The following is a 21,478-nucleotide window of genomic DNA, read 5'->3' as shown; positions in this document are numbered from 1 at the left end:
ACGACGAGCATGGCTCAAGCTTACGTTGGTCAAAAGCGCATTCGCCGCTACTATGGTAAGATCCGCGAAGTCCTCGAAATGCCGAACCTCATCGAGGTTCAAAAGGCATCCTACGACCTGTTCCTGCGCTCCGGCGAAGGGGAAGGTCATCTGGATGGCGAAGGCATCAAAGGGGTCTTCCAATCGGTCTTCCCGATCAAAGATTTCAATGACAACGCTATTCTGGAGTTCGTGAAATACGAGCTCGAAAAGCCGAAATACGACGTTGAGGAATGCCAGCAGCGCGATATGACCTATAGCGCCCCGCTGAAGGTCACCCTGCGCCTCATCGTGTTCGATGTCGACGAGAACACCGGTGCGCGTTCCGTGAAGGACATCAAGGAACAGGACGTGTTCATGGGCGATATGCCCCTGATGACCAAGAACGGGACGTTCATCGTGAACGGCACCGAGCGCGTGATCGTCAGCCAGATGCACCGTTCGCCGGGCGTATTCTTCGACCATGACCGCGGCAAGACCCACTCCTCGGGTAAGCTGCTGTTCGCCTGCCGCATCATTCCCTATCGCGGCTCGTGGCTCGACTTCGAATTCGACGCCAAGGATCTCGTGTTCGCACGGATCGACCGCCGCCGGAAGCTTCCGGTGACGACGCTGCTCTATGCGCTCGGCATGGATCAGGAAGGCATCATGGATGCCTATTACGACACCGTCTCCTACACCTCCAAGGGGCGTCAGGGCTGGGTCACCAAGTTCTTCCCGGACCGCGTTCGCGGAACCCGTCCGACCTTCGATCTGGTCGATGCGGACTCGGGCGAGGTTATCTGCAAAGCGGGCGACAAGATGACCCCGCGCATGGTCAAGAAGATCAAGGACGAAGGTCAAGTCACCGACCTGCTCGTGCCTTTCGATCACATTCTGGGCCGCTTCTGCGCGAAGGACATCGTCAACGACCAGACCGGCTTCATTTATATCGAGGCAGGCGACGAGCTGACCGCAGAATACGACCGTGACGGCGACCTCGTGGGCGGGTCGATCAAGACGCTGATCGATAACGGCATCACCGAGATTCCGGTGCTGGATATCGATAACATCAACGTCGGTCCCTACATCCGCAACACGCTGGCCGCAGACAAGAACATGGGCCGCGACGGCGCGCTCATGGATATCTATCGCGTCATGCGTCCGGGCGAGCCGCCGACTGTTGAAGCCGCGTCGAATCTCTTCGATTCGATGTTCTTCGATAGTGAGCGCTACGATCTCTCGGCTGTTGGCCGCGTGAAGATGAACATGCGCCTCGACCTTGATGCGCCGGACACCCAGCGCACGCTGCGTCACGAAGACATCGTGGCCTGCATCAAGGGTCTGGTGGAGCTGCGCGACGGTAAAGGCGAGATCGACGATATCGACCACCTCGGTAACCGTCGTGTGCGGTCTGTCGGCGAGCTGATGGAAAACCAGTATCGCGTCGGTCTGCTGCGCATGGAACGCGCGATCAAGGAACGCATGTCCTCGGTCGAGATCGATACGGTCATGCCGCAGGATCTGATCAACGCGAAACCGGCAGCGGCAGCGGTGCGTGAATTCTTCGGCTCCTCGCAGCTGTCGCAGTTCATGGACCAGACCAACCCGCTTTCGGAAGTCACGCACAAGCGTCGTCTCTCGGCCCTCGGCCCGGGCGGTCTGACGCGCGAACGTGCAGGCTTCGAGGTGCGCGACGTTCACCCGACCCACTATGGCCGGATGTGTCCCATTGAGACGCCGGAAGGTCAGAACATCGGTCTGATCAACTCGCTCGCAACCTTCGCCCGTGTGAACAAATACGGTTTCATCGAAACCCCGTATCGCAAGGTTGAAGGCGGCAAGGTCACGGATGACGTGGTCTATATGTCGGCGACCGAAGAGATGCGCCACACCGTGGCTCAGGCCAACGCCGACCTCGACGAGGAAGGGCGCTTCAAGAACGAACTCGTTTCGACCCGTCAGTCGGGCGAATTCATGCTCAACCCGAACGAAGCCGTCGACCTGATCGACGTTTCGCCCAAACAGCTGGTTTCGGTCGGTGCGGCACTGATTCCGTTCCTTGAAAACGACGACGCCAACCGCGCTCTGATGGGGGCGAACATGCAACGTCAGGCCGTGCCGTTGATCCGTGCCGAGGCACCCTTCGTGGGCACCGGTATGGAAGCGACCGTGGCACGCGATTCGGGGGCTGCGATCTCGGCGGACCGTTCGGGCATCATCGACCAGGTCGATGCGGCGCGTATCGTTATCCGTGCGACCGAAGACCTCGAGCCGGGCGATCCGGGCGTCGACATCTACCGTCTGCGCAAGTTCAAGCGTTCGAACCAGTCCTCGACCATCAACCAGCGCCCGCTGGTGAAAGTGGGCGAAGCGGTCGTGAAGGGTCAGGTCATTGCTGACGGTCCCTCCACCGATCACGGCGATCTGGCCATTGGCCGGAACGTGGTCGTGGCCTTCATGCCGTGGAATGGCTACAACTACGAAGACTCGATCCTGATCTCCGAGCGTATCCACAAAGACGACGTGTTCACCTCGATCCATATCGATGAATACGAAGTCGCAGCGCGTGATACGAAGCTTGGTCCGGAAGAAATCACCCGCGATATCCCGAACGTCGGTGAGGAAGCCCTGCGCAACCTCGACGAAGCCGGTATCGTCTATATCGGTGCCGAAGTCGGCCCGGGTGATATTCTTGTAGGTAAGATCACGCCGAAGGGCGAGAGCCCGATGACGCCGGAAGAGAAACTCCTCCGCGCCATCTTCGGTGAGAAAGCGTCCGACGTGCGCGATACCTCGCTGCGTCTGCCGCCGGGTGCCTATGGGACCATCGTGGAAGTCCGCGTCTTCAACCGTCATGGTGTGGACAAAGACGAACGTGCGCTGCAGATCGAGCGTGAAGAAGTCGAGCGTCTGGCCCGCGACCGTGACGACGAACTCGTCATTCTCGAGCGGAACATCTACGCACGTCTGCGCTCGCTGATCATCGGCAAGACGGCGGTCAAGGGTCCCAAAGGCGTCAAGCCGGGTTCCGAGATCACTGTTGACCTTCTGGCAACCCTCTCGCGCGGCCAATACTGGCAGCTCGCACTGGAAGATGAGGCCGACGCGAAAGAAGTCGAGGCACTCAACGACCAGTTCGAGGCGCAGAAGAAGGCGCTCGATCTGCGTTTCGAAGACAAGGTCGAGAAAGTCCGTCAGGGCGACGATCTGCCTCCGGGCGTGATGAAGATGGTCAAGGTCTTCGTGGCTGTGAAGCGCAAGCTTCAGGCAGGCGACAAGATGGCAGGCCGCCACGGGAACAAAGGTGTGGTCTCGAAGGTCGTTCCGGCCGAAGATATGCCCTTCCTCGCGGATGGGACGCCGGTTGACCTCGTTCTGAACCCGCTGGGCGTGCCTTCGCGGATGAACGTCGGTCAGATCCTTGAAACCCATATGGGTTGGGCATCGCGCGGTCTGGGCCTTCGCATCGACGAAGCGCTGAAAGACTATCGCAAGTCTGGCGATCTGACGCCTGTTCGTGACGCAATGCGTTATGGCTATGGCGACGAGACCTACGAGGAAGAGTTCGCGGCAATGGAAGACGAGCGCTTCGTGGAATCGGCGGAAGCCGTGCGCACGGGTGTCCCGATTGCAACGCCGGTCTTCGATGGTGCGAAGGAAGAAGACATCAACGACGCGCTGCGTCGTGCGGGCTTCGACACTTCGGGTCAGTCGGTGGTCTTCGACGGTCGGACCGGTGAGCAGTTCGCTCGTAAGGTCACCGTGGGTGTGAAATACTTCCTGAAGCTTCACCACCTCGTCGATGACAAGATGCACGCCCGTTCGACCGGTCCGTACTCGCTCGTCACCCAGCAGCCGCTCGGTGGTAAGGCGCAGTTCGGTGGTCAGCGTCTCGGGGAGATGGAGGTCTGGGCTCTGGAAGCTTACGGCGCCGCCTACACCCTGCAAGAGATGCTCACCGTCAAGTCGGATGACGTGGCAGGCCGGACGAAGGTCTATGAATCGATCGTCAAAGGTGAGGACAACTTCGAGGCCGGCGTGCCGGAATCGTTCAACGTTCTCGTCAAAGAGGTCCGGGGCCTTGGCCTCAACATGGAACTCCTGGATGCGGAGGATGACGAGTAAGGGGGGCTTCCCCCTTACTTCCCCCGCCTCTGCTGCCCTCTAACAAGGATTTTCAGATGAACCAGGAAATCACTACCAATCCGTTCAATCCGCTGGCACAGCCCAAGCAGTTTGACGAGATCAAGGTATCTCTGGCATCGCCCGAACGGATCCTCTCGTGGTCCTATGGCGAGATCAAGAAGCCGGAAACTATCAACTATCGCACGTTCAAACCCGAGCGTGACGGTCTGTTCTGCGCGCGTATCTTTGGCCCGATCAAAGACTACGAATGCCTGTGCGGCAAATATAAGCGTATGAAATATCGCGGCGTTGTCTGCGAGAAATGCGGTGTGGAAGTCACGCTGCAAAAGGTCCGTCGCGAGCGTATGGGCCATATCGAGCTGGCCGCACCCTGCGCCCATATCTGGTTCCTCAAGTCGTTGCCCTCGCGCATCGGTCTGATGCTGGACATGACGCTGCGCGATCTCGAGCGCATCCTCTACTTCGAAAACTACGTTGTCATCGAGCCGGGTCTGACCGACCTGATGTATGGCCAGCTGATGACCGAAGAAGAGTATCTCGACGCGCAGGACCAGTATGGCGCAGACGCCTTCACCGCCAATATCGGCGCTGAAGCGATCCGCGAGATGCTGGCAGGGATCGATCTGGAAGCCACCGCAGAGACCCTGCGCGAGGAGCTGAAAGAAGCGACCGGCGAGCTGAAACCGAAGAAGATCATCAAGCGTCTGAAGATCGTTGAATCCTTCCTCGAGTCGGGCAACCGTCCCGAATGGATGGTGCTGACCGTTCTTCCGGTGATCCCGCCGGAACTGCGTCCGCTCGTTCCGCTCGATGGTGGCCGTTTCGCGACCTCGGATCTGAACGATCTGTATCGCCGCGTCATCAACCGGAACAACCGTTTGAAGCGTCTGATCGAACTGCGTGCGCCCGATATCATCGTGCGTAACGAAAAGCGTATGCTGCAGGAATCGGTCGATGCTCTGTTCGATAACGGCCGTCGTGGCCGCGTGATCACGGGCACCAACCGTCGCCCGCTGAAATCGCTTTCGGACATGCTTAAAGGTAAGCAGGGTCGCTTCCGTCAGAACTTGCTCGGTAAGCGCGTCGACTTCTCGGGCCGTTCGGTTATCGTGACCGGTCCGGAGCTCAAGCTGCACCAGTGTGGCCTGCCCAAGAAGATGGCGCTCGAACTCTTCAAGCCCTTCATCTATTCGCGTCTCGAGGCCAAAGGTCTGTCGAGCACCGTGAAACAGGCGAAGAAGCTCGTTGAAAAAGAGCGTCCGGAAGTCTGGGATATCCTCGACGAGGTGATCCGCGAGCATCCGGTCTTCCTGAACCGCGCACCGACGCTTCACCGTCTGGGCTTCCAGGCGTTCGAACCGACGCTGATCGAAGGTAAGGCCATCCAGCTGCACCCGCTCGTCTGCTCGGCCTTCAACGCCGACTTCGACGGTGACCAGATGGCTGTGCACGTTCCGCTGAGCCTCGAGGCCCAGCTGGAAGCGCGCGTCCTGATGATGTCGACGAACAACGTTCTGTCGCCCGCGAACGGCGCACCGATCATCGTTCCGTCGCAGGATATGATCTTGGGGCTCTACTACCTCACCATGCAGCGTAAGGGCATGAAGGGCGAAGGCATGGTCTTCGGCTCGATCGAGGAAATGGAGCACGCGCTGAATGCAGGCGAGTTGCATCTGCACGCCAAGATCCACGCCCGTGTGAAACAGATCGACGAAACCGGCAACGAGGTGTTCATCCGCTTTGAGACCACGCCGGGCCGTCTGCGTCTTGGTGCGCTCCTGCCGCTGAACGCGAAGGCACCCTTCGATCTGGTGAACCGTCTGCTGCGGAAGAAAGACGTTCAGAACGTCATCGACACCGTCTACCGTTATTGCGGCCAGAAAGAGTCGGTGATCTTCTGCGACCAGATCATGTCGATGGGCTTCAAGGAAGCGTTCAAGGCAGGTATCTCGTTCGGCAAGGACGATATGGTTATCCCCGATAGCAAGTGGGAAATCGTCAATGACGTGCGCGATCAGGTCAAGGACTTCGAACAGCAGTATATGGACGGCCTGATCACTCAGGGCGAGAAGTACAACAAGGTTGTCGATGCGTGGTCGAAATGTAACGACCAGGTCACCGAAGCCATGATGTCGACCATCTCTGCGTCCAAGTTCGACGAGAACGGCGCCGAAATGGAACCGAACTCTGTCTATATGATGGCCCACTCCGGTGCACGGGGCTCGGTCACGCAGATGAAGCAGCTGGGCGGGATGCGCGGCCTGATGGCCAAGCCGAACGGCGAGATCATCGAGACGCCGATCATCTCGAACTTCAAGGAAGGTCTGACCGTTCTTGAATACTTCAACTCGACCCACGGCGCCCGTAAGGGTCTGTCGGATACCGCGTTGAAGACGGCAAACTCGGGGTATCTTACCCGTCGTCTGGTGGACGTGGCTCAGGACTGCATCGTGCGTGCGCATGATTGTGGCACCGAGAACGCGATCACCGCATCGGCCGCCGTCAATGACGGTGAGGTCGTGGCACCGCTATCCGAGCGTGTTCTGGGCCGTGTGGCTGCAGATGACGTTCTGGTTCCGGGCTCCGACGAGGTGCTGGTGCGCCGTAACGAGCTGATCGACGAGCGTAAAGCCGACCAGATCGAACAGGCTGGCGTCCAGTCGATCCGTATCCGTTCGGCTCTGACCTGTGAGGCCGATGAGGGCGTCTGCGCACTCTGCTACGGTCGTGACCTTGCGCGCGGCACCATGGTGAACCAGGGCGAGGCCGTCGGTATCATCGCGGCCCAGTCCATCGGTGAACCCGGTACCCAGCTGACGATGCGGACCTTCCACATCGGCGGCGTCGCACAGGGTGGCTCGCAATCCTTCCTCGAGGCAAGCCAAGAGGGTAAGATCGAGTTCCGCAATCCGTCGCTGCTTGAAAACGCCAATGGTGAGCAGATCATCATGGGCCGGAACATGCAGATCGTGATCGTCAACGATCATGGCGAGGAGCTGGCCAGCCACAAGGTCGGTTATGGTACCCATGTCTTCGTGAAAGAGGGCGAAAGCGTCAAACGCGGCACCAAGCTGTTCGAATGGGACCCCTATACCCTGCCGATCATCGCCGAGAAGGCCGGTAAGGCCAAATTGGTGGACCTGCTCGCGGGTATCTCGCTGCGCGAGGACACCGATGACGCGACCGGTATGACACAGAAGATCGTGTCGGACTGGCGCTCCTCCGCCCGTGCGAAGGACCTGAAACCGGAGATCATCATCGTTGATGCGAATGGCGAACCCGTCCGTAACGATATGGGCCACCCGGTGACCTACCCGATGTCGGTCGACGCAATTCTGTCGGTCGAAGAGGGGCAGGACGTCCGTGCAGGTGACGTGGTTGCGCGTATCCCGCGTGAAGGCGCGAAGACGAAGGACATCACCGGTGGTCTGCCGCGTGTTGCCGAACTCTTCGAGGCACGCCGTCCGAAGGATCACGCGATCATTGCCGAGATCGATGGCTATGTGCGCTTTGGGAAAGACTACAAGAACAAGCGCCGCATCGCGATCGACCCGCGCGACGAAGGTCTGGAGCCCGTCGAATACATGGTGCCGAAAGGCAAGCACATCCCGGTGCAGGAAGGCGACTTCGTGCAGAAGGGTGACTACATCATGGACGGGAACCCCGCACCGCATGACATCCTGCGCATCATGGGGATCGAGGCACTGGCCGAGTATCTCATCAACGAGGTGCAGGACGTCTATCGTCTGCAAGGCGTGAAGATCAACGATAAGCATATCGAAGTGATCGTGCGCCAGATGCTGCAGAAGATCGAGGTGCTGGATTCGGGCGAGACCACGCTGCTCAAGGGCGAGCATGTCGACAAGGTCGAGTTCGAAGAGGTCAATGCCAAGGCGCTTGCACGCGGTGCACGTCCGGCACATGGCGAGCCTGTCCTTCTGGGGATCACCAAGGCCTCGCTGCAGACCCGTTCGTTCATCTCGGCGGCATCCTTCCAGGAGACCACCCGCGTTCTTACCGAGGCGTCTGTCCAAGGTAAGCGCGACAAGCTGGTCGGCCTGAAAGAGAACGTTATCGTGGGTCGTCTGATCCCGGCGGGGACTGGTGGGGCAACCAGCCAGGTCCGTCGTGTGGCGACCGAGCGCGACAGCGTAGTGATCGAGGCCAAGCGCGCCGAGGCCGAACAAGCCGTGGCTCTTGCCGCACCGGCCGACACCGATACCGGTGCCGATTTCGGTGTTGTCGAAACGCCGGAAAGCCGCGACTAAGACGCGTCTGACTGAAAGAAATAAGGGGCTCCGCTATAATAGCGGGGCCCTTTGTCGTTAAAGTGTCTAGCCCCAGCGCCGCCAGACGGCTAGACACAGGGCGAATCCACGACGAGATCGCTGTCGCCCCGTTGTTACGAGGGTGTGGCACAACCCAGATACGAGACGAATGCTGCGGTAGATGACAGAGCTAACAATAATAATTCCCGCTAAGAACGAAGCCGAGAACATCGCCGCGCTGGTGGAGGAGATTCACTCTTTCTGCGATGCGCGATACGATTACGAGGTGATCGTGATCGATGACGGCTCGACCGATGCCACGCGGCGTATCCTGACCGAGCGTCTGGCGGTGGATCACCGTCTGCGCCTTCTGGCCAATGACCGATCCGGCGGACAGAGTGCCGCGGTCCATAGCGGCGTGCTGGCCGCGCGCGGGGCAATCTGCTGCACACTTGATGGCGATGGCCAGAACCCGCCCGAGAATATCCCGAAGCTGGTGGATGCCCTACTGAACGATCCGCAAGCGTCTCTTGTGGCCGGGCAGCGGGTCGGGCGTCAGGACACATGGTCCAAGCGTTATGCCTCGAAATTCGCCAATGGTTTGCGGGCGCGGGTGCTGCAGGATGGCACGCGCGATACCGGTTGCGGCCTCAAGGCCTTCCGCCGTGAGGCGTTCATGGCGCTGCCCTTCTTCAACCATATGCACCGCTATCTGCCCGCGCTCTTCAAGCGCGATGGGCTGAAAATCATTCTGGTGGATGTGACGCACCGTGCACGTCTGGGTGGACAGTCGAATTATAATAATTTCCAACGGGCGATGGTGGGAATTGTCGATCTGTGCGGCGTCGCATGGCTTCTCAAGCGTAAGAAGACCGCTCGCCCGACTGAAGTTTCCGTTGCGGAGGAGACGCAATGATCGATCATCTGTTGAAGCTGTTCCATGTCGATAACGGCACCGAACTGGCATGGGTCTTGTTCGGTCTTGCCGCGCAGCTGATGTTTACCGCGCGGTTTTTGGTCCAGTGGATCGCCTCGGAGAAGGCACAGGATTCGGTGATGCCGGTGACCTTCTGGTATTTCTCGCTCTTGGGCGGGGTGATGCTGCTCTCCTACGCGATCTATCGCCATGATCCCGTTTTCGTGCTGGGGCAGTCGCTCGGCGTTGTGATCTATTCTCGGAATCTGTGGTTGATCTATGCGAAACGTCGTCGGAACGCCTGAACGCGGCTGGCTGCCGCAAGCTTTTGCCGTTGTCGCTCTGGTGACGGCCTTACGGCTGATTGCACTGGTCTTTAACAAGGCCGAGCTGTTCGTCGACGAGACGCAATACTGGTTCTGGGGCCAGAATTTCGACTTCGGATATTATTCCAAACCGCCACTGATCGGCTGGCTGATCCGGGCCGTGACTGATCTGGCGGGCAGTTCGAACCCCTTCTGGGTGAGGATGCCCGGATCGGTGCTGCACGGGATCACCGCGCTGGTCCTCGGGCTGACGGCGGCGCGGCTCTTCGATGCGCGCACGGCCTTCTGGACGGCGCTGACCTATGTCACACTGCCTTTCGTGGCGCTGGGATCGCTGCTGATCTCGACCGATACGGTCATGGCGCCCTTCTTTGCGGGCGCGATCCTGTTCTTCGTGAAGACCTGCCAGACGCGGGGGGCGGGGAGTGCCGTGCTTGCGGGGCTTTGTACAGGCGCGGGGTTCATGGCGAAATATGCGGCCATCTACCTGATCCCTGGCGCGCTTCTGGCGGCGCTGTTCCTGCGTGATTTCCGGCCCGGCTGGCGCAATGCGGTGCTGATGCTGGTGGCGTTCGGGCTGATGATCGCACCCAACGTGATCTGGAACCTGACCCATGATCTGACCACTGTCGAGCATACGATGGATAATGCGGGCTGGGTCCGCACGGGAGCGCATCTGAACTGGAGCTCGCTGGGCACGTTCTTTGCCAGCCAGTTCGGGGTGTTCGGTCCGGTGGCCATGGTGGCGCTTCTGTGGGGGTATCTGCGCGGCGGCACCTCCGCACGGGCGGGGCTTGCCTTCCTGTCGGTGCCCGCGCTTGCAGTGGTGCTCGTGCAGGCGCTTCTGGACCGGGCCTATGCCAATTGGGCGGTGGGCACCTATTTCGCGGGGACCATCCTTGCGGTGTCGGTCCTTGGCCCGCGTATGCGCCGGATCTCGCTGGCGATCAACCTGATCCCCTGTATCCTTCTGCCTCTGCTGACCGTGTTGGCACCGTGGCCGGTGATTGATGGCAAGCCGCTTCTGCAGCGCTATCTGGGGCGGGCCGAACTGAGCCACGCCGCTCTCGCGATCGGGCATGAGACGGGCCTGCCGGTCGTTTCGGAAAACCGCGATATCCTGGCGGATCTGTTCTACCAGAACCGCAATGGCGATGTGCCGGTCTATGCCGTTCCGCCCAAAGGCCGTCCGGGCAGCTATTACGAGCAGATGTTCCCGATGCCCGCCGGGCTGGGGCAGGTGGTTCTGGTGGATCGGGATCTTCCCGAGGGCTGCAGCCCGAGCGAGACCCGTGATCTGCCGCGTGGTGGCTACTGGACCCGCTATGACGTGAAAGCCTGGACGGTGAATGCGGAGTGTCTCTATGCGCATTGAAACCTATCGTGGAGCAGGGTTTTGGCTGTTGGGCGCATGGGCGGTGGCCGTCTGCCTCTTCGAGGCGGCGCCCCGGTTCGATCTCTGGGTGTCGGGCCTCTTCTACACGGCGGGGGAGGGGTTCACCGCCGGCTGGCTGGACCCCGTGCTCGAATTCCTGCGCCAACGCATCTGGAACCTGTCGGTGATCCTCGCGCTGGTCTCGCTGGTGATGGTTCCGGTCTGTGCGGTGCTGCGCAAGCCCGTCTTGCGGCTGGGTTTGCGGGATTGGGCGTGGATCACGCTGGGCTATTTCCTCGGCTCCGTCATTCTGGTGAACGGGCTTTTCAAGACCTATTCCGGCCGCGCTCGTCCCGCTAGCACTGTCGATTTCGGCGGCGAGCATCTCTTCACCCCCGCATGGCACTTTGCCGACCAGTGCTCGCGCAACTGCTCCTTTGTCTCGGGCGAGGGGTCGGCGGTCGTGATTCTGTCGCTGGCGGTCTGGTTCGTGGCCAAACGCTGGTGCGGGTCGCGCGGGCAGGGATGGGCGACCGGCATCGCGTGGGCCCTGTCGGTTTTCGTTCTGGCCCAGCGGGTCGTGACGGGGCGGCATTTCTTGTCGGATGTGACCTTTGCGGCCCTTATCTCGCTGACAATCGCATGGGCGCTCTGGGGCATGCTGAAGCTCGGCACGGACTATCGTGAAGGCAAGGCCGCAGCAGACAAAACGGACAGTCCCGCAGGGTAACATCGTCCGAGTTGACAAGGGCGGGGCAAGAGCCTATACGCCGCCCATCCCCTCGGGCTTGAAAACCGTGCGGGAGACAGAAACAGCGGTGGTCCTAGGCCGGACCCATGTCCGACCCCCCTTGTTTCGCACGCAGTCTTCGAAGGCCGAAAGCCCGCGAAGGTTGCGATTTGGCGTTTGTGCGAATGGGCGCATGACGCTGTCGAGAAGTGGCGCCATCATCCCGGTGGCGAGTATTGACAACCTGATAGAAAGCGAACGGGGAACCGAATGCCGACAATCCAGCAGCTGATCCGCAAACCGCGTCAGCCGAAAGTGCAGCGCTCTAAGTCGCAGCACCTCCAGCAGTGCCCGCAAAAACGTGGCGTCTGCACGCGTGTGTACACCACCACGCCGAAGAAACCGAACTCCGCTATGCGTAAAGTCGCCAAAGTGCGTCTGACGAATGGCTTCGAGGTCATTTCCTACATCCCGGGCGAAAAGCACAACCTGCAAGAGCACTCTGTTGTTCTGATCCGCGGCGGCCGTGTGAAAGACCTTCCGGGTGTCCGTTACCACATCCTGCGCGGTGTGCTGGATACCCAAGGTGTTAAAGATCGTCGTCAACGTCGCTCCAAGTACGGCGCGAAGCGTCCGAAGTGATCGTAGGAAAGGGATACACATATGTCTCGTCGTCACGCCGCTGAGAAGCGCGAAGTTCTCCCGGACGCCAAGTTTGGTGACCGCGTTCTGACCAAGTTCATGAACAACCTGATGATCGACGGTAAGAAATCTACCGCCGAACGCATCGTTTATAGCGCGCTGGACCGCGTCGAGGGCAAGCTCAAGCGCGAGCCGATCGAAGTGTTCCACGAAGCCCTCGACAACGTGAAGCCGGCTGTTGAAGTCCGTTCGCGTCGTGTGGGTGGTGCAACCTACCAAGTTCCGGTCGAAGTTCGTCCGGCACGCCGCGAGGCGCTGGCAATCCGCTGGCTGATCTCGGCTGCACGTGGTCGTAACGAAAACACCATGGAAGAGCGTCTTGCAGGCGAGCTTCTGGATGCGGTGAATTCGCGCGGTTCTGCAGTTAAGAAACGTGAAGATACGCACAAGATGGCCGACGCGAACAAAGCGTTCAGCCATTATCGCTGGTAAATCCAACGGAAGGACGCCCTATGGCACGCGACTATCCCCTTCAGCGGTACCGCAACTTCGGGATCATGGCCCACATCGACGCGGGCAAGACGACCACGACCGAGCGGATCCTCTACTACACCGGCAAGTCCCACAAAATCGGCGAAGTCCACGACGGCGCCGCAACCATGGACTGGATGGAGCAGGAGCAGGAACGCGGCATCACGATCACGTCTGCTGCGACCACGACTTTCTGGCAGCGTCAGGAAGATCCGACCGCAGAAGGCACCTCGGACACCAAGTACCGCTTCAACATCATCGACACCCCCGGCCACGTTGACTTCACTATCGAAGTCGAGCGTTCGCTGGCCGTGCTCGACGGCGCAGTCTGCCTTCTCGACGCCAACGCAGGCGTTGAACCGCAGACCGAAACCGTTTGGCGTCAGGCTGACCGCTACAAGGTTCCGCGGATCGTGTTCGTCAACAAGATGGACAAGATCGGCGCGGATTACTTCAACTGCGTCAAGATGATCAAGGACCGCACCGGCGCCACTCCGGCTCCCGTGTGTCTACCGATCGGCGCAGAAGATAAACTTGAAGGCATCATCGACCTGATCAAGATGGAAGAATGGGTCTGGAAAGGTGAAGATCTCGGCGCAAGCTGGGCTCGTGAACCGATCCGTGCCGATCTTCAGGACATGGCAGACGAGTGGCGCGCCAACCTCGTCGAGATTGCTGTAGAGCAAGACGACGCGGCCATGGAAGCCTATCTCGAAGGCAACGAGCCCGACGAGGACACCCTGCGGAAACTGATCCGTAAGGGCACCCTGTCGCTCTCGTTCGTTCCGGTCTTCGCCGGTTCGGCCTTCAAGAACAAGGGCGTCCAACCGCTGCTGAACGCGGTTATCGACTTCCTTCCCTCGCCGCTCGACGTGCCCGCCTATACCGGCTTCGCACCCGACGACGAGACCGAAACGCGTAACATCGAACGTCACGCGGATGATGCAGAACCCTTCTCGGGTCTCGCGTTCAAGATCATGAACGACCCCTTCGTGGGCTCGCTGACCTTCACCCGTATCTATTCGGGCGTGTTGAAGAAGGGCGATTCCGTCCTGAACGCAACGAAGGGCAAGAAAGAGCGCATCGGTCGTATGATGATGATGCACGCGATCAACCGTGAAGAGATCGAAGAAGCGTTTGCAGGCGACATTATCGCGCTGGCCGGTCTGAAAGAGACCACCACCGGTGATACCCTCTGCGACAGCTCGAAGCCCGTCGTTCTTGAAACGATGACCTTCCCGGAGCCGGTGATCGAGATCGCCGTGGAGCCGAAGTCCAAAGCTGACCAAGAGAAAATGGGCATCGCCCTGGCTCGCCTGGCAGCAGAAGACCCGTCCTTCCGCGTCGAGACCAACTTCGAATCCGGTCAGACGATCATGAAGGGCATGGGCGAACTTCACCTCGACATCCTTGTTGACCGCATGAAGCGCGAATTCAAGGTTGAGGCGAATATCGGTGCTCCGCAGGTGGCTTACCGCGAGACCATCTCGCAAGCGGCAGAGATCGACTACACGCACAAGAAACAAACCGGTGGTACCGGTCAGTTCGCGCGCGTGAAACTGGCGATCACTCCGACCGAGCCGGGCGAAGGCTATTCGTTCGAATCGAAAATCGTCGGTGGTGCTGTTCCGAAAGAATACATCCCGGGCGTCGAGAAGGGCATCCAGTCGGTTATGGACTCCGGTCCGCTGGCAGGCTTCCCGGTTATCGACTTCAAGGTTGCTCTGCTTGACGGTGCCTTCCACGATGTCGACTCGAGCGTTCTCGCCTTCGAAATCGCAACACGTGCCGCAATGCGCGAAGGTCTTCGTAAGGCCGGCGCAAAGCTGCTCGAGCCGATGATGAAAGTGGAAGTCGTGACGCCGGAAGAATACACCGGTTCGATCATCGGCGACCTGACCTCGCGTCGTGGTATGGTTCAAGGGCAAGACACCCGCGGCAACGCGAATGTCATCAACGCCTTCGTTCCGCTCGCCAACATGTTCGGCTACATCAACAACCTGCGTTCCATGTCTTCGGGCCGCGCAGTGTTCACGATGATCTTCGCGCATTACGAAGCCGTTCCGCAGAACATCTCGGACGAAATCCAGAAACAATACGCCTGATCTGATATGCGTCCGCGGTAGCTCCGCGGGCGCACCCCTTAGATCAGTAGCCTGTGACAGGAGGCCATTATGGCAAAGGCAAAGTTTGAACGTAACAAACCGCACGTTAACATCGGCACGATCGGCCACGTTGACCACGGCAAAACCACGCTGACCGCAGCAATCACCAAGTATTTCGGTGACTTCAAGGCCTACGACCAGATCGACGGCGCACCGGAAGAAAAAGCACGCGGCATCACCATCTCGACCGCACACGTCGAGTATGAGTCGGAAAACCGCCACTACGCGCACGTCGACTGCCCCGGCCACGCTGACTATGTTAAGAACATGATCACCGGTGCGGCACAGATGGACGGCGCGATCCTCGTTGTGAACGCAGCTGACGGCCCGATGCCGCAGACCCGCGAGCACATCCTGCTCGGCCGTCAGGTCGGCATCCCGACCATGGTTGTTTACCTGAACAAGGTTGACCAGGTTGACGACGAAGAGCTGCTGGATCTGGTCGAGATGGAAGTCCGCGAGCTTCTGTCGTCCTACGACTACCCCGGCGACGATATTCCGATCGTCAAAGGTTCGGCACTTGCAGCCCTCGAAGGCCGCGATCCGGAAATCGGCGAGAACTCGATCCGCGCGCTCATCGCAGCCGTTGACGACTTCATCCCGACCCCGGCACGTGCTGTTGACCAGCCCTTCCTGATGCCGATCGAAGACGTGTTCTCGATCTCGGGCCGTGGTACCGTTGTGACCGGTCGTGTCGAGCGCGGCGTGATCAACGTCGGCGACGAACTCGAAATCGTCGGTATCCGCGACACCAAGAAAACGACCTGCACCGGTGTGGAAATGTTCCGCAAGCTGCTGGATCGTGGTGAAGCAGGCGACAACATCGGCGCCCTGCTTCGCGGTATCGACCGTGAAGGCGTTGAGCGTGGTCAGGTTCTGTGCAAGCCGGGTTCGGTCAAGCCGCACACCAAGTTCGAAGCAGAAGCCTATATCCTCACCAAAGAGGAAGGTGGCCGTCACACGCCGTTCTTCGCGAACTACCGTCCGCAGTTCTACTTCCGTACCACGGACGTCACCGGGACCGTTACGCTGCCGGAAGGCACCGAGATGGTTATGCCGGGCGACAACCTGAAGTTCGAAGTCGAACTGATCGCTCCGATCGCCATGGAAGATGGTCTGCGCTTCGCAATCCGCGAAGGTGGCCGTACCGTTGGTGCAGGCGTTGTGTCGAAAATCCTCGCATAATCCCACGCGGATCATGTGATTTACGGAAGGGCGGCCCAAGGGCCGCCCTTTTGCTTTGCCCGCCCTGCTGATGTGAACGGGCAGGGGCCACAGGAGGGCACAGGGGCCAGCGGCGAAAGAGATTGTCTCCAGCAGGGCAGGGCGCTAGCTATGCGCCACGATCCAAGGAGCGCGCCGTATGACAACCAGCCCGATCAAGCTTTCCCATATCCTGACAGGCCATCCCTCCGCGAATGACCTCCTACATGCCGACGAGGCCCATATCGTTGCAGCGCTGCGCGATGACCGGCTGGCTTGGGTCCATCTGGACGGCACCCATCCCGAGGCGCAGAGCTGGATCCGGCAGGAGCTGGATTATCTTGAACCGCAGGCTGTCGAAGCACTGCTGGACCGCGATACCCGTCCGCGAACGACGGTTATCGGAGAGGGGATGCTGATCATCCTGCGGGGGATCAATTTCAACGAGGGTGAGGATCGCGAGGATATGGTGTCCCTTCGCATCTATGCAGATAGCAAGCGGATCGTAACGATTGCGCGCAAGCGGGTGCGGGCGATCGAGCGTATGGACGACGCGATCCGGTCGGGACAAGTGCCGGAGAATGCCGGGCTCTTCGTCGTGCGGCTGACGGAGGATATCGTTGGCCGTATCGGCGCCTTCCAAAGCGAGCTCGACGAGCACGCCGAAGCTCTCGAGGATAAGGTCTACGGGCAGGGTGGGGACCATCTGCGCCGCGATGTGCTGGATCTGCGGCTTCAGGTCATCGCTGTGCGACGCTATCTGGGGCCGCAACGCGAGGCGCTACTGAAGGCCTCCCAAGCGCAATGTGCTTTGGTAACCGAAGAGGTCCGGCGCGAGCTGGAAGAGGAAGCGGTGAAAATGACCCGAATCACGGAGGATATGGACGAGCTGCGTGATCAAGCGCAGGTGCTACGCGAGGAGTTGTCGACCCAGCTTTCGGACCGGGTGAACCGTAATACTTTTGTCCTATCGGTGGTCTCGGTAATCTTCCTGCCGCTGGGCTTCCTGACGGGACTCTTCGGGGTCAATATCGGGGGCATGCCCGGACTGAACAGCGACAACGCCTTTATGTGGCTCTGTCTCTGGTGCGTCGGGCTGGTCATGGTGCAGCTTTTGTTCATGTGGCGGCTGCTGACGATGGGGCGTCAATAAGGGCGCGCCACCCCGGGGAGGCGGCGCGCTTTGGGTCAGGCGGCTTTGCTGCGCTGGGTGTGGCGGCCCTCCTCAACCTCCTCGATGATCTTGTTGACAAAAGCGTCAAGATCGCCGGGATTGCGCGAGGTGATCAGTGCCTGATCATTGACCACTTCTTTATCCTCCCAGTGACCACCAGCATTCAGGATATCGGTCCTGATCGAGGGGTAGGAGGTCAGTTTGCGGTCTTTCACAACACCGGCTTCAACCAGCATCCAAGGCCCATGGCAGATCGCGGCGACGATTTTCTTGGCGTTGTAGAAGTCCCGCACCAGATCGACGGCCTCGGGTTTCGTGCGCAGAACGTCGGGGTTGATCTGGCCGCCCGGCAGGATGATGGCGTCATAATCGTCGACATTGGCATCGGAAATTTTAAGCTCGGCCTGCGCCATCTCGCCCCAGTCAGTTTCGTCCCAGCTGCGGATCGGGGCACCATCGAGCGAGGCGATATCGACTGTCGCTCCCGCCTCGCGCAGCTTGTCGCGCGGAACGGTCAGCTCGGTCTTCTCGAAGCCATCGGTGGCAATAATCAGGATCTTGCTGTCGGTAATCTTCGGCATGGTGTCCTCCTTCGAATATGGTATCAGATAGGGCGTATGCCCCAGCTGCGTTCGTTGGAGGCACAACACCTCGGGCCTGAAACTGTTCCTTTTCTGCGCCTCAAGGTCGCGTGAGACCCTCCGTCCACAGGGCAGGGTGGGGCCAGACGAGAAAATCACCGCTAATCGCCCAGCATGGGTTGACAGAATCCTTCAGGCGGCCTATTCGCGCAGCCTGATCTACCCATCAGATCTTAGGTTCGAAGCAGGCGTCACATCCGGTGCTGTCTGCCTCTCAACCTTCACGCCATGCGAGAGGCATGACATATGAACGGTCAAAACATCCGCATCCGGCTGAAGGCGTTCGATTACCGCGTACTGGATGCCAGCACGCAGGAAATCGTTAACACCGCCAAGCGCACGGGTGCACAGGTTCGCGGCCCCATCCCGCTGCCGAACAAAGTTGAGAAATTCACGGTTCTCCGTGGTCCGCACATCGACAAGAAGTCGCGCGACCAGTGGGAAATCCGTACGCATAAGCGTATGCTCGACATCGTCGACCCGACCCCGCAAACCGTTGACGCACTGATGAAGCTCGACCTCGCCGCCGGCGTTGACGTCGAGATCAAGGTATAAGGGAGGTCACGATGCGGACTGGTGTTATCGCCAAGAAGCTGGGCATGACCCGGCTTTTCCTTGAAGACGGCAAGCAGGTTCCTGTTACCGTTCTTCAACTCGACAACCTGCAAGTCGTTGCCCAACGTACCACCGATCGCGATGGTTACGTTGCTGTGCAGCTGGGTGCAGGCGACGCAAAAGCCAAGCGCGTAAGCGCGGCTGTGCGTGGTCACTTCGCGAAAGCTTCCGTTGCGCCCAAGCGCAAGGTTGCTGAATTCCGCGTATCCGAAGAAAACCTGATCGAAGTCGGTTCGGAAATCGCAGCAAGCCACTACAATGAAGGCCAGTTCGTGGACATCGCGGGCACCTCCATCGGTAAAGGTTTTGCTGGTGCGATGAAGCGCCACAACTTCGGCGGTCTGCGTGCATCGCACGGTGTGTCGATCTCGCACCGTTCGCACGGTTCGACCGGTCAGTGTCAGGATCCGGGCAAGGTCTTCAAAGGCAAAAAGATGGCTGGCCATCTTGGTGCCGTGCGTGTGACCACCCAGAACCTGCAAGTCGTTCGCACCGATTCCGAGCGCGGTCTGATCCTGGTAAAGGGTTCGGTTCCGGGTTCCAAAGGCGGTTGGGTCACGATCAAGGATGCGGTCAAGAAACCGCTCCCCGAGAACGTTCCGATGCCGGCGGCTCTGAAAGGCGCGGCTGCTCCTGCCGAGGAAGCTCAGGCAGAAGGGGGTGAAGCATGAAACTTGATGTGATCAAGCTCGACGCTGGCAAAGCTGGCGATATCGATCTGGCTGACGACATCTTCGGTCTCGAGCCGCGTGCAGACATTCTGCACCGCGTTGTTCGCTGGCAGCGTGCGCGTGCACAAGCCGGCACGCACTCGACGCTGGGCAAGTCGGACGTGTCTTACTCGACCAAGAAGATCTACCGCCAAAAAGGCACCGGTGGCGCACGTCACGGTTCCAAGAAGGCTCCGATCTTCCGTCACGGTGGTGTGTACAAGGGTCCGACCCCGCGTTCGCACGCCCACGATCTGACGAAGAAGTTCCGTGCACTGGGTCTGAAGCATGCTCTGTCGTCCAAAGCGGCAACCGGCAATCTGGTGGTTCTCGAGGACATCAACCTCGGCGAATCGAAAACCAAAGCGCTGGCCAAAGCGGCTAAGGAACTGGGCTGGAAAAAGGTCCTGATCATCGACGGTGCAGACGTGAACGACAACTTCGCGAAAGCAGCTCGCAACATCGAAGGTATCGATGTTCTACCGTCGATGGGCGCCAACGTTTATGACATCCTCAAGCGTGAGACCCTGGTTCTCACCAAAGCGGGTGTCGAAGCACTGGAGGCTCGCCTGAAATGAGCGCGAAACCCGAACATTACGACGTAATCGTCAAGCCGATCATCACCGAAAAAGCGACGCTCGCGTCGGAAAACGGTGCCGTGGTTTTCGAAGTGTCGAAAGACTCCTCGAAGCCCGAGATCAAAGCAGCGGTTGAAACCCTCTTCAACGTCAAGGTGAAAGCAGTCAACACGACGATCACCAAAGGCAAGACCAAGCGTTTCCGCGGCATCGCGGGCAAGCGCTCGGACGTGAAGAAGGCCTATGTGACCCTCGAAGAGGGCAACACGATCGACGTGACCACCGGTCTGTGATCTGTTGATCCTTAAGACTACCGAAAGCCCCTGCTGTCGCGGGGGCTTTTGCTTTGGGCGGGCTCGGAGTGCCGGAAAATCCAGATGCTTCAATCCTTTGGGCCGCGTCCTTAAATATAAGGGCCGAAAGCGCCAAAACATCGGATTCAGCAGTAGACGGATTGCGTTTGATTTGGTAGCTACGCCCATCGCCAGAGGCTTCGGATTCGTCCGGGGCCAAATCGCGTTGTTATCTGGGGACCTTAGGGGCCCTTCACATAAGGCGGTACAACCCGCCTTCAGCTAACGGAAGACAGAAAGCATGGCACTTAAGTCGTATAAACCGACTACGCCGGGCCAGCGTGGGCTGGTTCTGATCGACCGTTCGGAGCTTTGGAAAGGCCGTCCGGTCAAAGCCCTCACCGAGGGTTTGACGAAGACTGGTGGCCGGAACAACACCGGACGCGTCACGATGTGGCACAAGGGTGGTGGCGCCAAGCGTCTCTACCGTATCGTTGACTTCAAGCGTCGCAAATTTGATGTTTCGGCTATCGTCGAGCGTATCGAATACGACCCGAACCGGACCGCGTTCATCGCGCTGATCCGCTACGAAGATGGCGAAGCCGCTTATATCCTCGCACCGCAACGCCTCGCCCTCGGTGACAAGGTCGTTTCGGGTGCAAAGGTCGACATCAAGCCGGGTAACGCAATGCCGTTCTCGGGTATGCCGATCGGTACCATCGTTCACAACATCGAGCTGAAGCCCGGCAAGGGCGGTCAGATCGCACGCGCAGCTGGCACCTATGCCCAGTTCGTGGGTCGTGATGGTGGCTACGCTCAGATCCGTCTTTCTTCGGGCGAACTGCGTCTTGTGCGTCAGGAATGCATGGCCACCATCGGTGCCGTGTCGAACCATGACCACTCGAACCAGAACCTCGGTAAAGCAGGTCGTAAGCGTCACATGGGCGTCCGCCCGACCGTTCGCGGTGTTGCAATGAACCCGATCGACCACCCGCATGGTGGTGGTGAAGGCCGGACCTCCGGTGGCCGTCATCCGGTTACCCCGTGGGGCAAGCCGACCAAGGGCAAACGCACCCGTTCGAACAAGTCGACGGATAAATATATCCTGCGCTCGCGTCACGCGAAGAAGAAGGGTCGCTAACAT

At 59.6% G+C, this 21,478-nt stretch carries 17 protein-coding genes; 16 read left to right on the top strand and 1 reads right to left on the bottom strand.

The features are described from left to right. The first annotated feature begins 9 nt into the window (after positions 1-9). The 11 genes from rpoB to VSX56_RS16310 all read left to right on the top strand — a co-directional run bounded on the left by rpoB (position 10) and on the right by VSX56_RS16310 (position 17,476). A complete protein-coding gene (rpoB, locus tag VSX56_RS16360; protein ID WP_339114361.1) occupies positions 10-4,146 on the top strand; it encodes a DNA-directed RNA polymerase subunit beta in 4,137 nt (1,378 codons plus the stop codon). A 56-nt stretch (positions 4,147-4,202) separates the two neighbouring features. After that, positions 4,203-8,435 carry a DNA-directed RNA polymerase subunit beta' gene (gene rpoC, locus VSX56_RS16355; protein ID WP_339114362.1) on the top strand — a complete coding sequence of 1,411 codons (4,233 nt, stop codon included), beginning with the start codon at positions 4,203-4,205 and terminating at the stop codon, positions 8,433-8,435. Between the two features lie 181 nt (positions 8,436-8,616). Further along, on the top strand, positions 8,617-9,351 hold the full coding sequence (locus tag VSX56_RS16350) for a glycosyltransferase family 2 protein (RefSeq protein ID WP_339114363.1): 735 nt from the start codon (positions 8,617-8,619) through the stop codon (positions 9,349-9,351). Next, on the top strand, positions 9,348-9,656 hold the full coding sequence (locus VSX56_RS16345) for a lipid-A-disaccharide synthase N-terminal domain-containing protein (RefSeq protein WP_339114364.1): 309 nt from the start codon (positions 9,348-9,350) through the stop codon (positions 9,654-9,656). The genes VSX56_RS16350 and VSX56_RS16345 overlap by 4 nt, the downstream gene beginning before the upstream one ends. Beyond that, positions 9,631-11,052, top strand: coding sequence for an ArnT family glycosyltransferase (locus VSX56_RS16340; protein WP_350938634.1), 1,422 nt, complete (start codon positions 9,631-9,633; stop codon positions 11,050-11,052). Before VSX56_RS16345 ends, VSX56_RS16340 begins: the two co-directional genes overlap by 26 nt. Beyond that, positions 11,042-11,782, top strand: coding sequence for a phosphatase PAP2 family protein (locus VSX56_RS16335; protein ID WP_350938632.1), 741 nt, complete (start codon positions 11,042-11,044; stop codon positions 11,780-11,782). The genes VSX56_RS16340 and VSX56_RS16335 overlap by 11 nt, the downstream gene beginning before the upstream one ends. A 270-nt stretch (positions 11,783-12,052) precedes the next feature. After that, positions 12,053-12,424, top strand: a complete 372-nt coding sequence (gene rpsL / locus VSX56_RS16330; RefSeq protein ID WP_096433949.1) for a 30S ribosomal protein S12 — start codon at positions 12,053-12,055, stop codon at positions 12,422-12,424. A 21-nt stretch (positions 12,425-12,445) separates the two neighbouring features. After that, positions 12,446-12,916 (top strand): 30S ribosomal protein S7, encoded by a 471-nt coding sequence (gene rpsG, locus VSX56_RS16325; protein ID WP_339114367.1) that lies wholly within the window; start codon positions 12,446-12,448, stop codon positions 12,914-12,916. Between the two features lie 20 nt (positions 12,917-12,936). Further along, complete coding sequence (gene fusA / locus VSX56_RS16320; RefSeq protein ID WP_339114368.1) at positions 12,937-15,060, top strand: elongation factor G; 2,124 nt, start codon at positions 12,937-12,939, stop codon at positions 15,058-15,060. 69 nt (positions 15,061-15,129) lie between these two features. Further along, the gene (gene tuf, locus VSX56_RS16315; protein WP_339114354.1) at positions 15,130-16,305 is read left to right on the top strand and encodes an elongation factor Tu; all 1,176 of its coding nucleotides are present in this window, start codon (positions 15,130-15,132) and stop codon (positions 16,303-16,305) included. A gap of 178 nt (positions 16,306-16,483) precedes the next feature. Then, positions 16,484-17,476: a zinc transporter ZntB gene (locus tag VSX56_RS16310; protein ID WP_350938628.1), complete on the top strand. Its 993-nt coding sequence runs from the start codon at positions 16,484-16,486 to the stop codon at positions 17,474-17,476. 35 nt (positions 17,477-17,511) lie between these two features. Here VSX56_RS16310 and VSX56_RS16305 read toward each other — a convergent pair whose 3' ends face one another. After that, positions 17,512-18,078 (bottom strand): type 1 glutamine amidotransferase domain-containing protein, encoded by a 567-nt coding sequence (locus tag VSX56_RS16305; protein ID WP_350938626.1) that lies wholly within the window; start codon positions 18,076-18,078, stop codon positions 17,512-17,514. Between the two features lie 306 nt (positions 18,079-18,384). Here VSX56_RS16305 and rpsJ point away from each other — a divergent pair, with 306 nt between their 5' ends. From rpsJ to rplB, 5 genes are all read left to right on the top strand, one after another. Continuing rightward, on the top strand, positions 18,385-18,693 hold the full coding sequence (rpsJ, locus tag VSX56_RS16300; protein WP_339108089.1) for a 30S ribosomal protein S10: 309 nt from the start codon (positions 18,385-18,387) through the stop codon (positions 18,691-18,693). A gap of 11 nt (positions 18,694-18,704) precedes the next feature. Beyond that, complete coding sequence (gene rplC / locus VSX56_RS16295; protein ID WP_339114371.1) at positions 18,705-19,424, top strand: 50S ribosomal protein L3; 720 nt, start codon at positions 18,705-18,707, stop codon at positions 19,422-19,424. Next, the gene (gene rplD / locus VSX56_RS16290) at positions 19,421-20,041 is read left to right on the top strand and encodes a 50S ribosomal protein L4 (RefSeq protein WP_339114372.1); all 621 of its coding nucleotides are present in this window, start codon (positions 19,421-19,423) and stop codon (positions 20,039-20,041) included. The genes rplC and rplD overlap by 4 nt, the downstream gene beginning before the upstream one ends. Further along, on the top strand, positions 20,038-20,334 hold the full coding sequence (locus tag VSX56_RS16285) for a 50S ribosomal protein L23 (RefSeq protein WP_339114373.1): 297 nt from the start codon (positions 20,038-20,040) through the stop codon (positions 20,332-20,334). Before rplD ends, VSX56_RS16285 begins: the two co-directional genes overlap by 4 nt. 301 nt (positions 20,335-20,635) lie before the next feature. Next, positions 20,636-21,475 carry a 50S ribosomal protein L2 gene (gene rplB / locus VSX56_RS16280; protein WP_339114374.1) on the top strand — a complete coding sequence of 280 codons (840 nt, stop codon included), beginning with the start codon at positions 20,636-20,638 and terminating at the stop codon, positions 21,473-21,475. Positions 21,476-21,478 lie beyond the last annotated feature (3 nt).

Origin of the sequence: Thioclava kandeliae (genome assembly GCF_040297545.1) — a bacterium.
GTDB classification, from domain to species: Bacteria; Pseudomonadota; Alphaproteobacteria; order Rhodobacterales; family Rhodobacteraceae; genus Thioclava; species Thioclava kandeliae.
The sequence above is the reverse complement of the archived record's forward strand: the minus strand, read 5'-3'. Positions and strand labels throughout refer to the sequence as shown.

Coding starts and splice junctions, on each gene's coding strand:
- rpsJ (WP_339108089.1), top strand. CDS start 18,385: ATGAACGGTCAAAACATCCGCATCCGGCTGAAGGCGTTCGATTACCGC.
- VSX56_RS16335 (WP_350938632.1), top strand. CDS start 11,042: ATGCGCATTGAAACCTATCGTGGAGCAGGGTTTTGGCTGTTGGGCGCA.
- rpoC (WP_339114362.1), top strand. CDS start 4,203: ATGAACCAGGAAATCACTACCAATCCGTTCAATCCGCTGGCACAGCCC.
- VSX56_RS16305 (WP_350938626.1), bottom strand. CDS start 18,078: ATGCCGAAGATTACCGACAGCAAGATCCTGATTATTGCCACCGATGGC.
- VSX56_RS16285 (WP_339114373.1), top strand. CDS start 20,038: ATGAGCGCGAAACCCGAACATTACGACGTAATCGTCAAGCCGATCATC.
- tuf (WP_339114354.1), top strand. CDS start 15,130: ATGGCAAAGGCAAAGTTTGAACGTAACAAACCGCACGTTAACATCGGC.
- VSX56_RS16310 (WP_350938628.1), top strand. CDS start 16,484: ATGACAACCAGCCCGATCAAGCTTTCCCATATCCTGACAGGCCATCCC.
- rplC (WP_339114371.1), top strand. CDS start 18,705: ATGCGGACTGGTGTTATCGCCAAGAAGCTGGGCATGACCCGGCTTTTC.
- rpsG (WP_339114367.1), top strand. CDS start 12,446: ATGTCTCGTCGTCACGCCGCTGAGAAGCGCGAAGTTCTCCCGGACGCC.
- VSX56_RS16350 (WP_339114363.1), top strand. CDS start 8,617: ATGACAGAGCTAACAATAATAATTCCCGCTAAGAACGAAGCCGAGAAC.
- rpoB (WP_339114361.1), top strand. CDS start 10: ATGGCTCAAGCTTACGTTGGTCAAAAGCGCATTCGCCGCTACTATGGT.
- VSX56_RS16340 (WP_350938634.1), top strand. CDS start 9,631: ATGCGAAACGTCGTCGGAACGCCTGAACGCGGCTGGCTGCCGCAAGCT.
- VSX56_RS16345 (WP_339114364.1), top strand. CDS start 9,348: ATGATCGATCATCTGTTGAAGCTGTTCCATGTCGATAACGGCACCGAA.
- fusA (WP_339114368.1), top strand. CDS start 12,937: ATGGCACGCGACTATCCCCTTCAGCGGTACCGCAACTTCGGGATCATG.
- rplB (WP_339114374.1), top strand. CDS start 20,636: ATGGCACTTAAGTCGTATAAACCGACTACGCCGGGCCAGCGTGGGCTG.
- rpsL (WP_096433949.1), top strand. CDS start 12,053: ATGCCGACAATCCAGCAGCTGATCCGCAAACCGCGTCAGCCGAAAGTG.
- rplD (WP_339114372.1), top strand. CDS start 19,421: ATGAAACTTGATGTGATCAAGCTCGACGCTGGCAAAGCTGGCGATATC.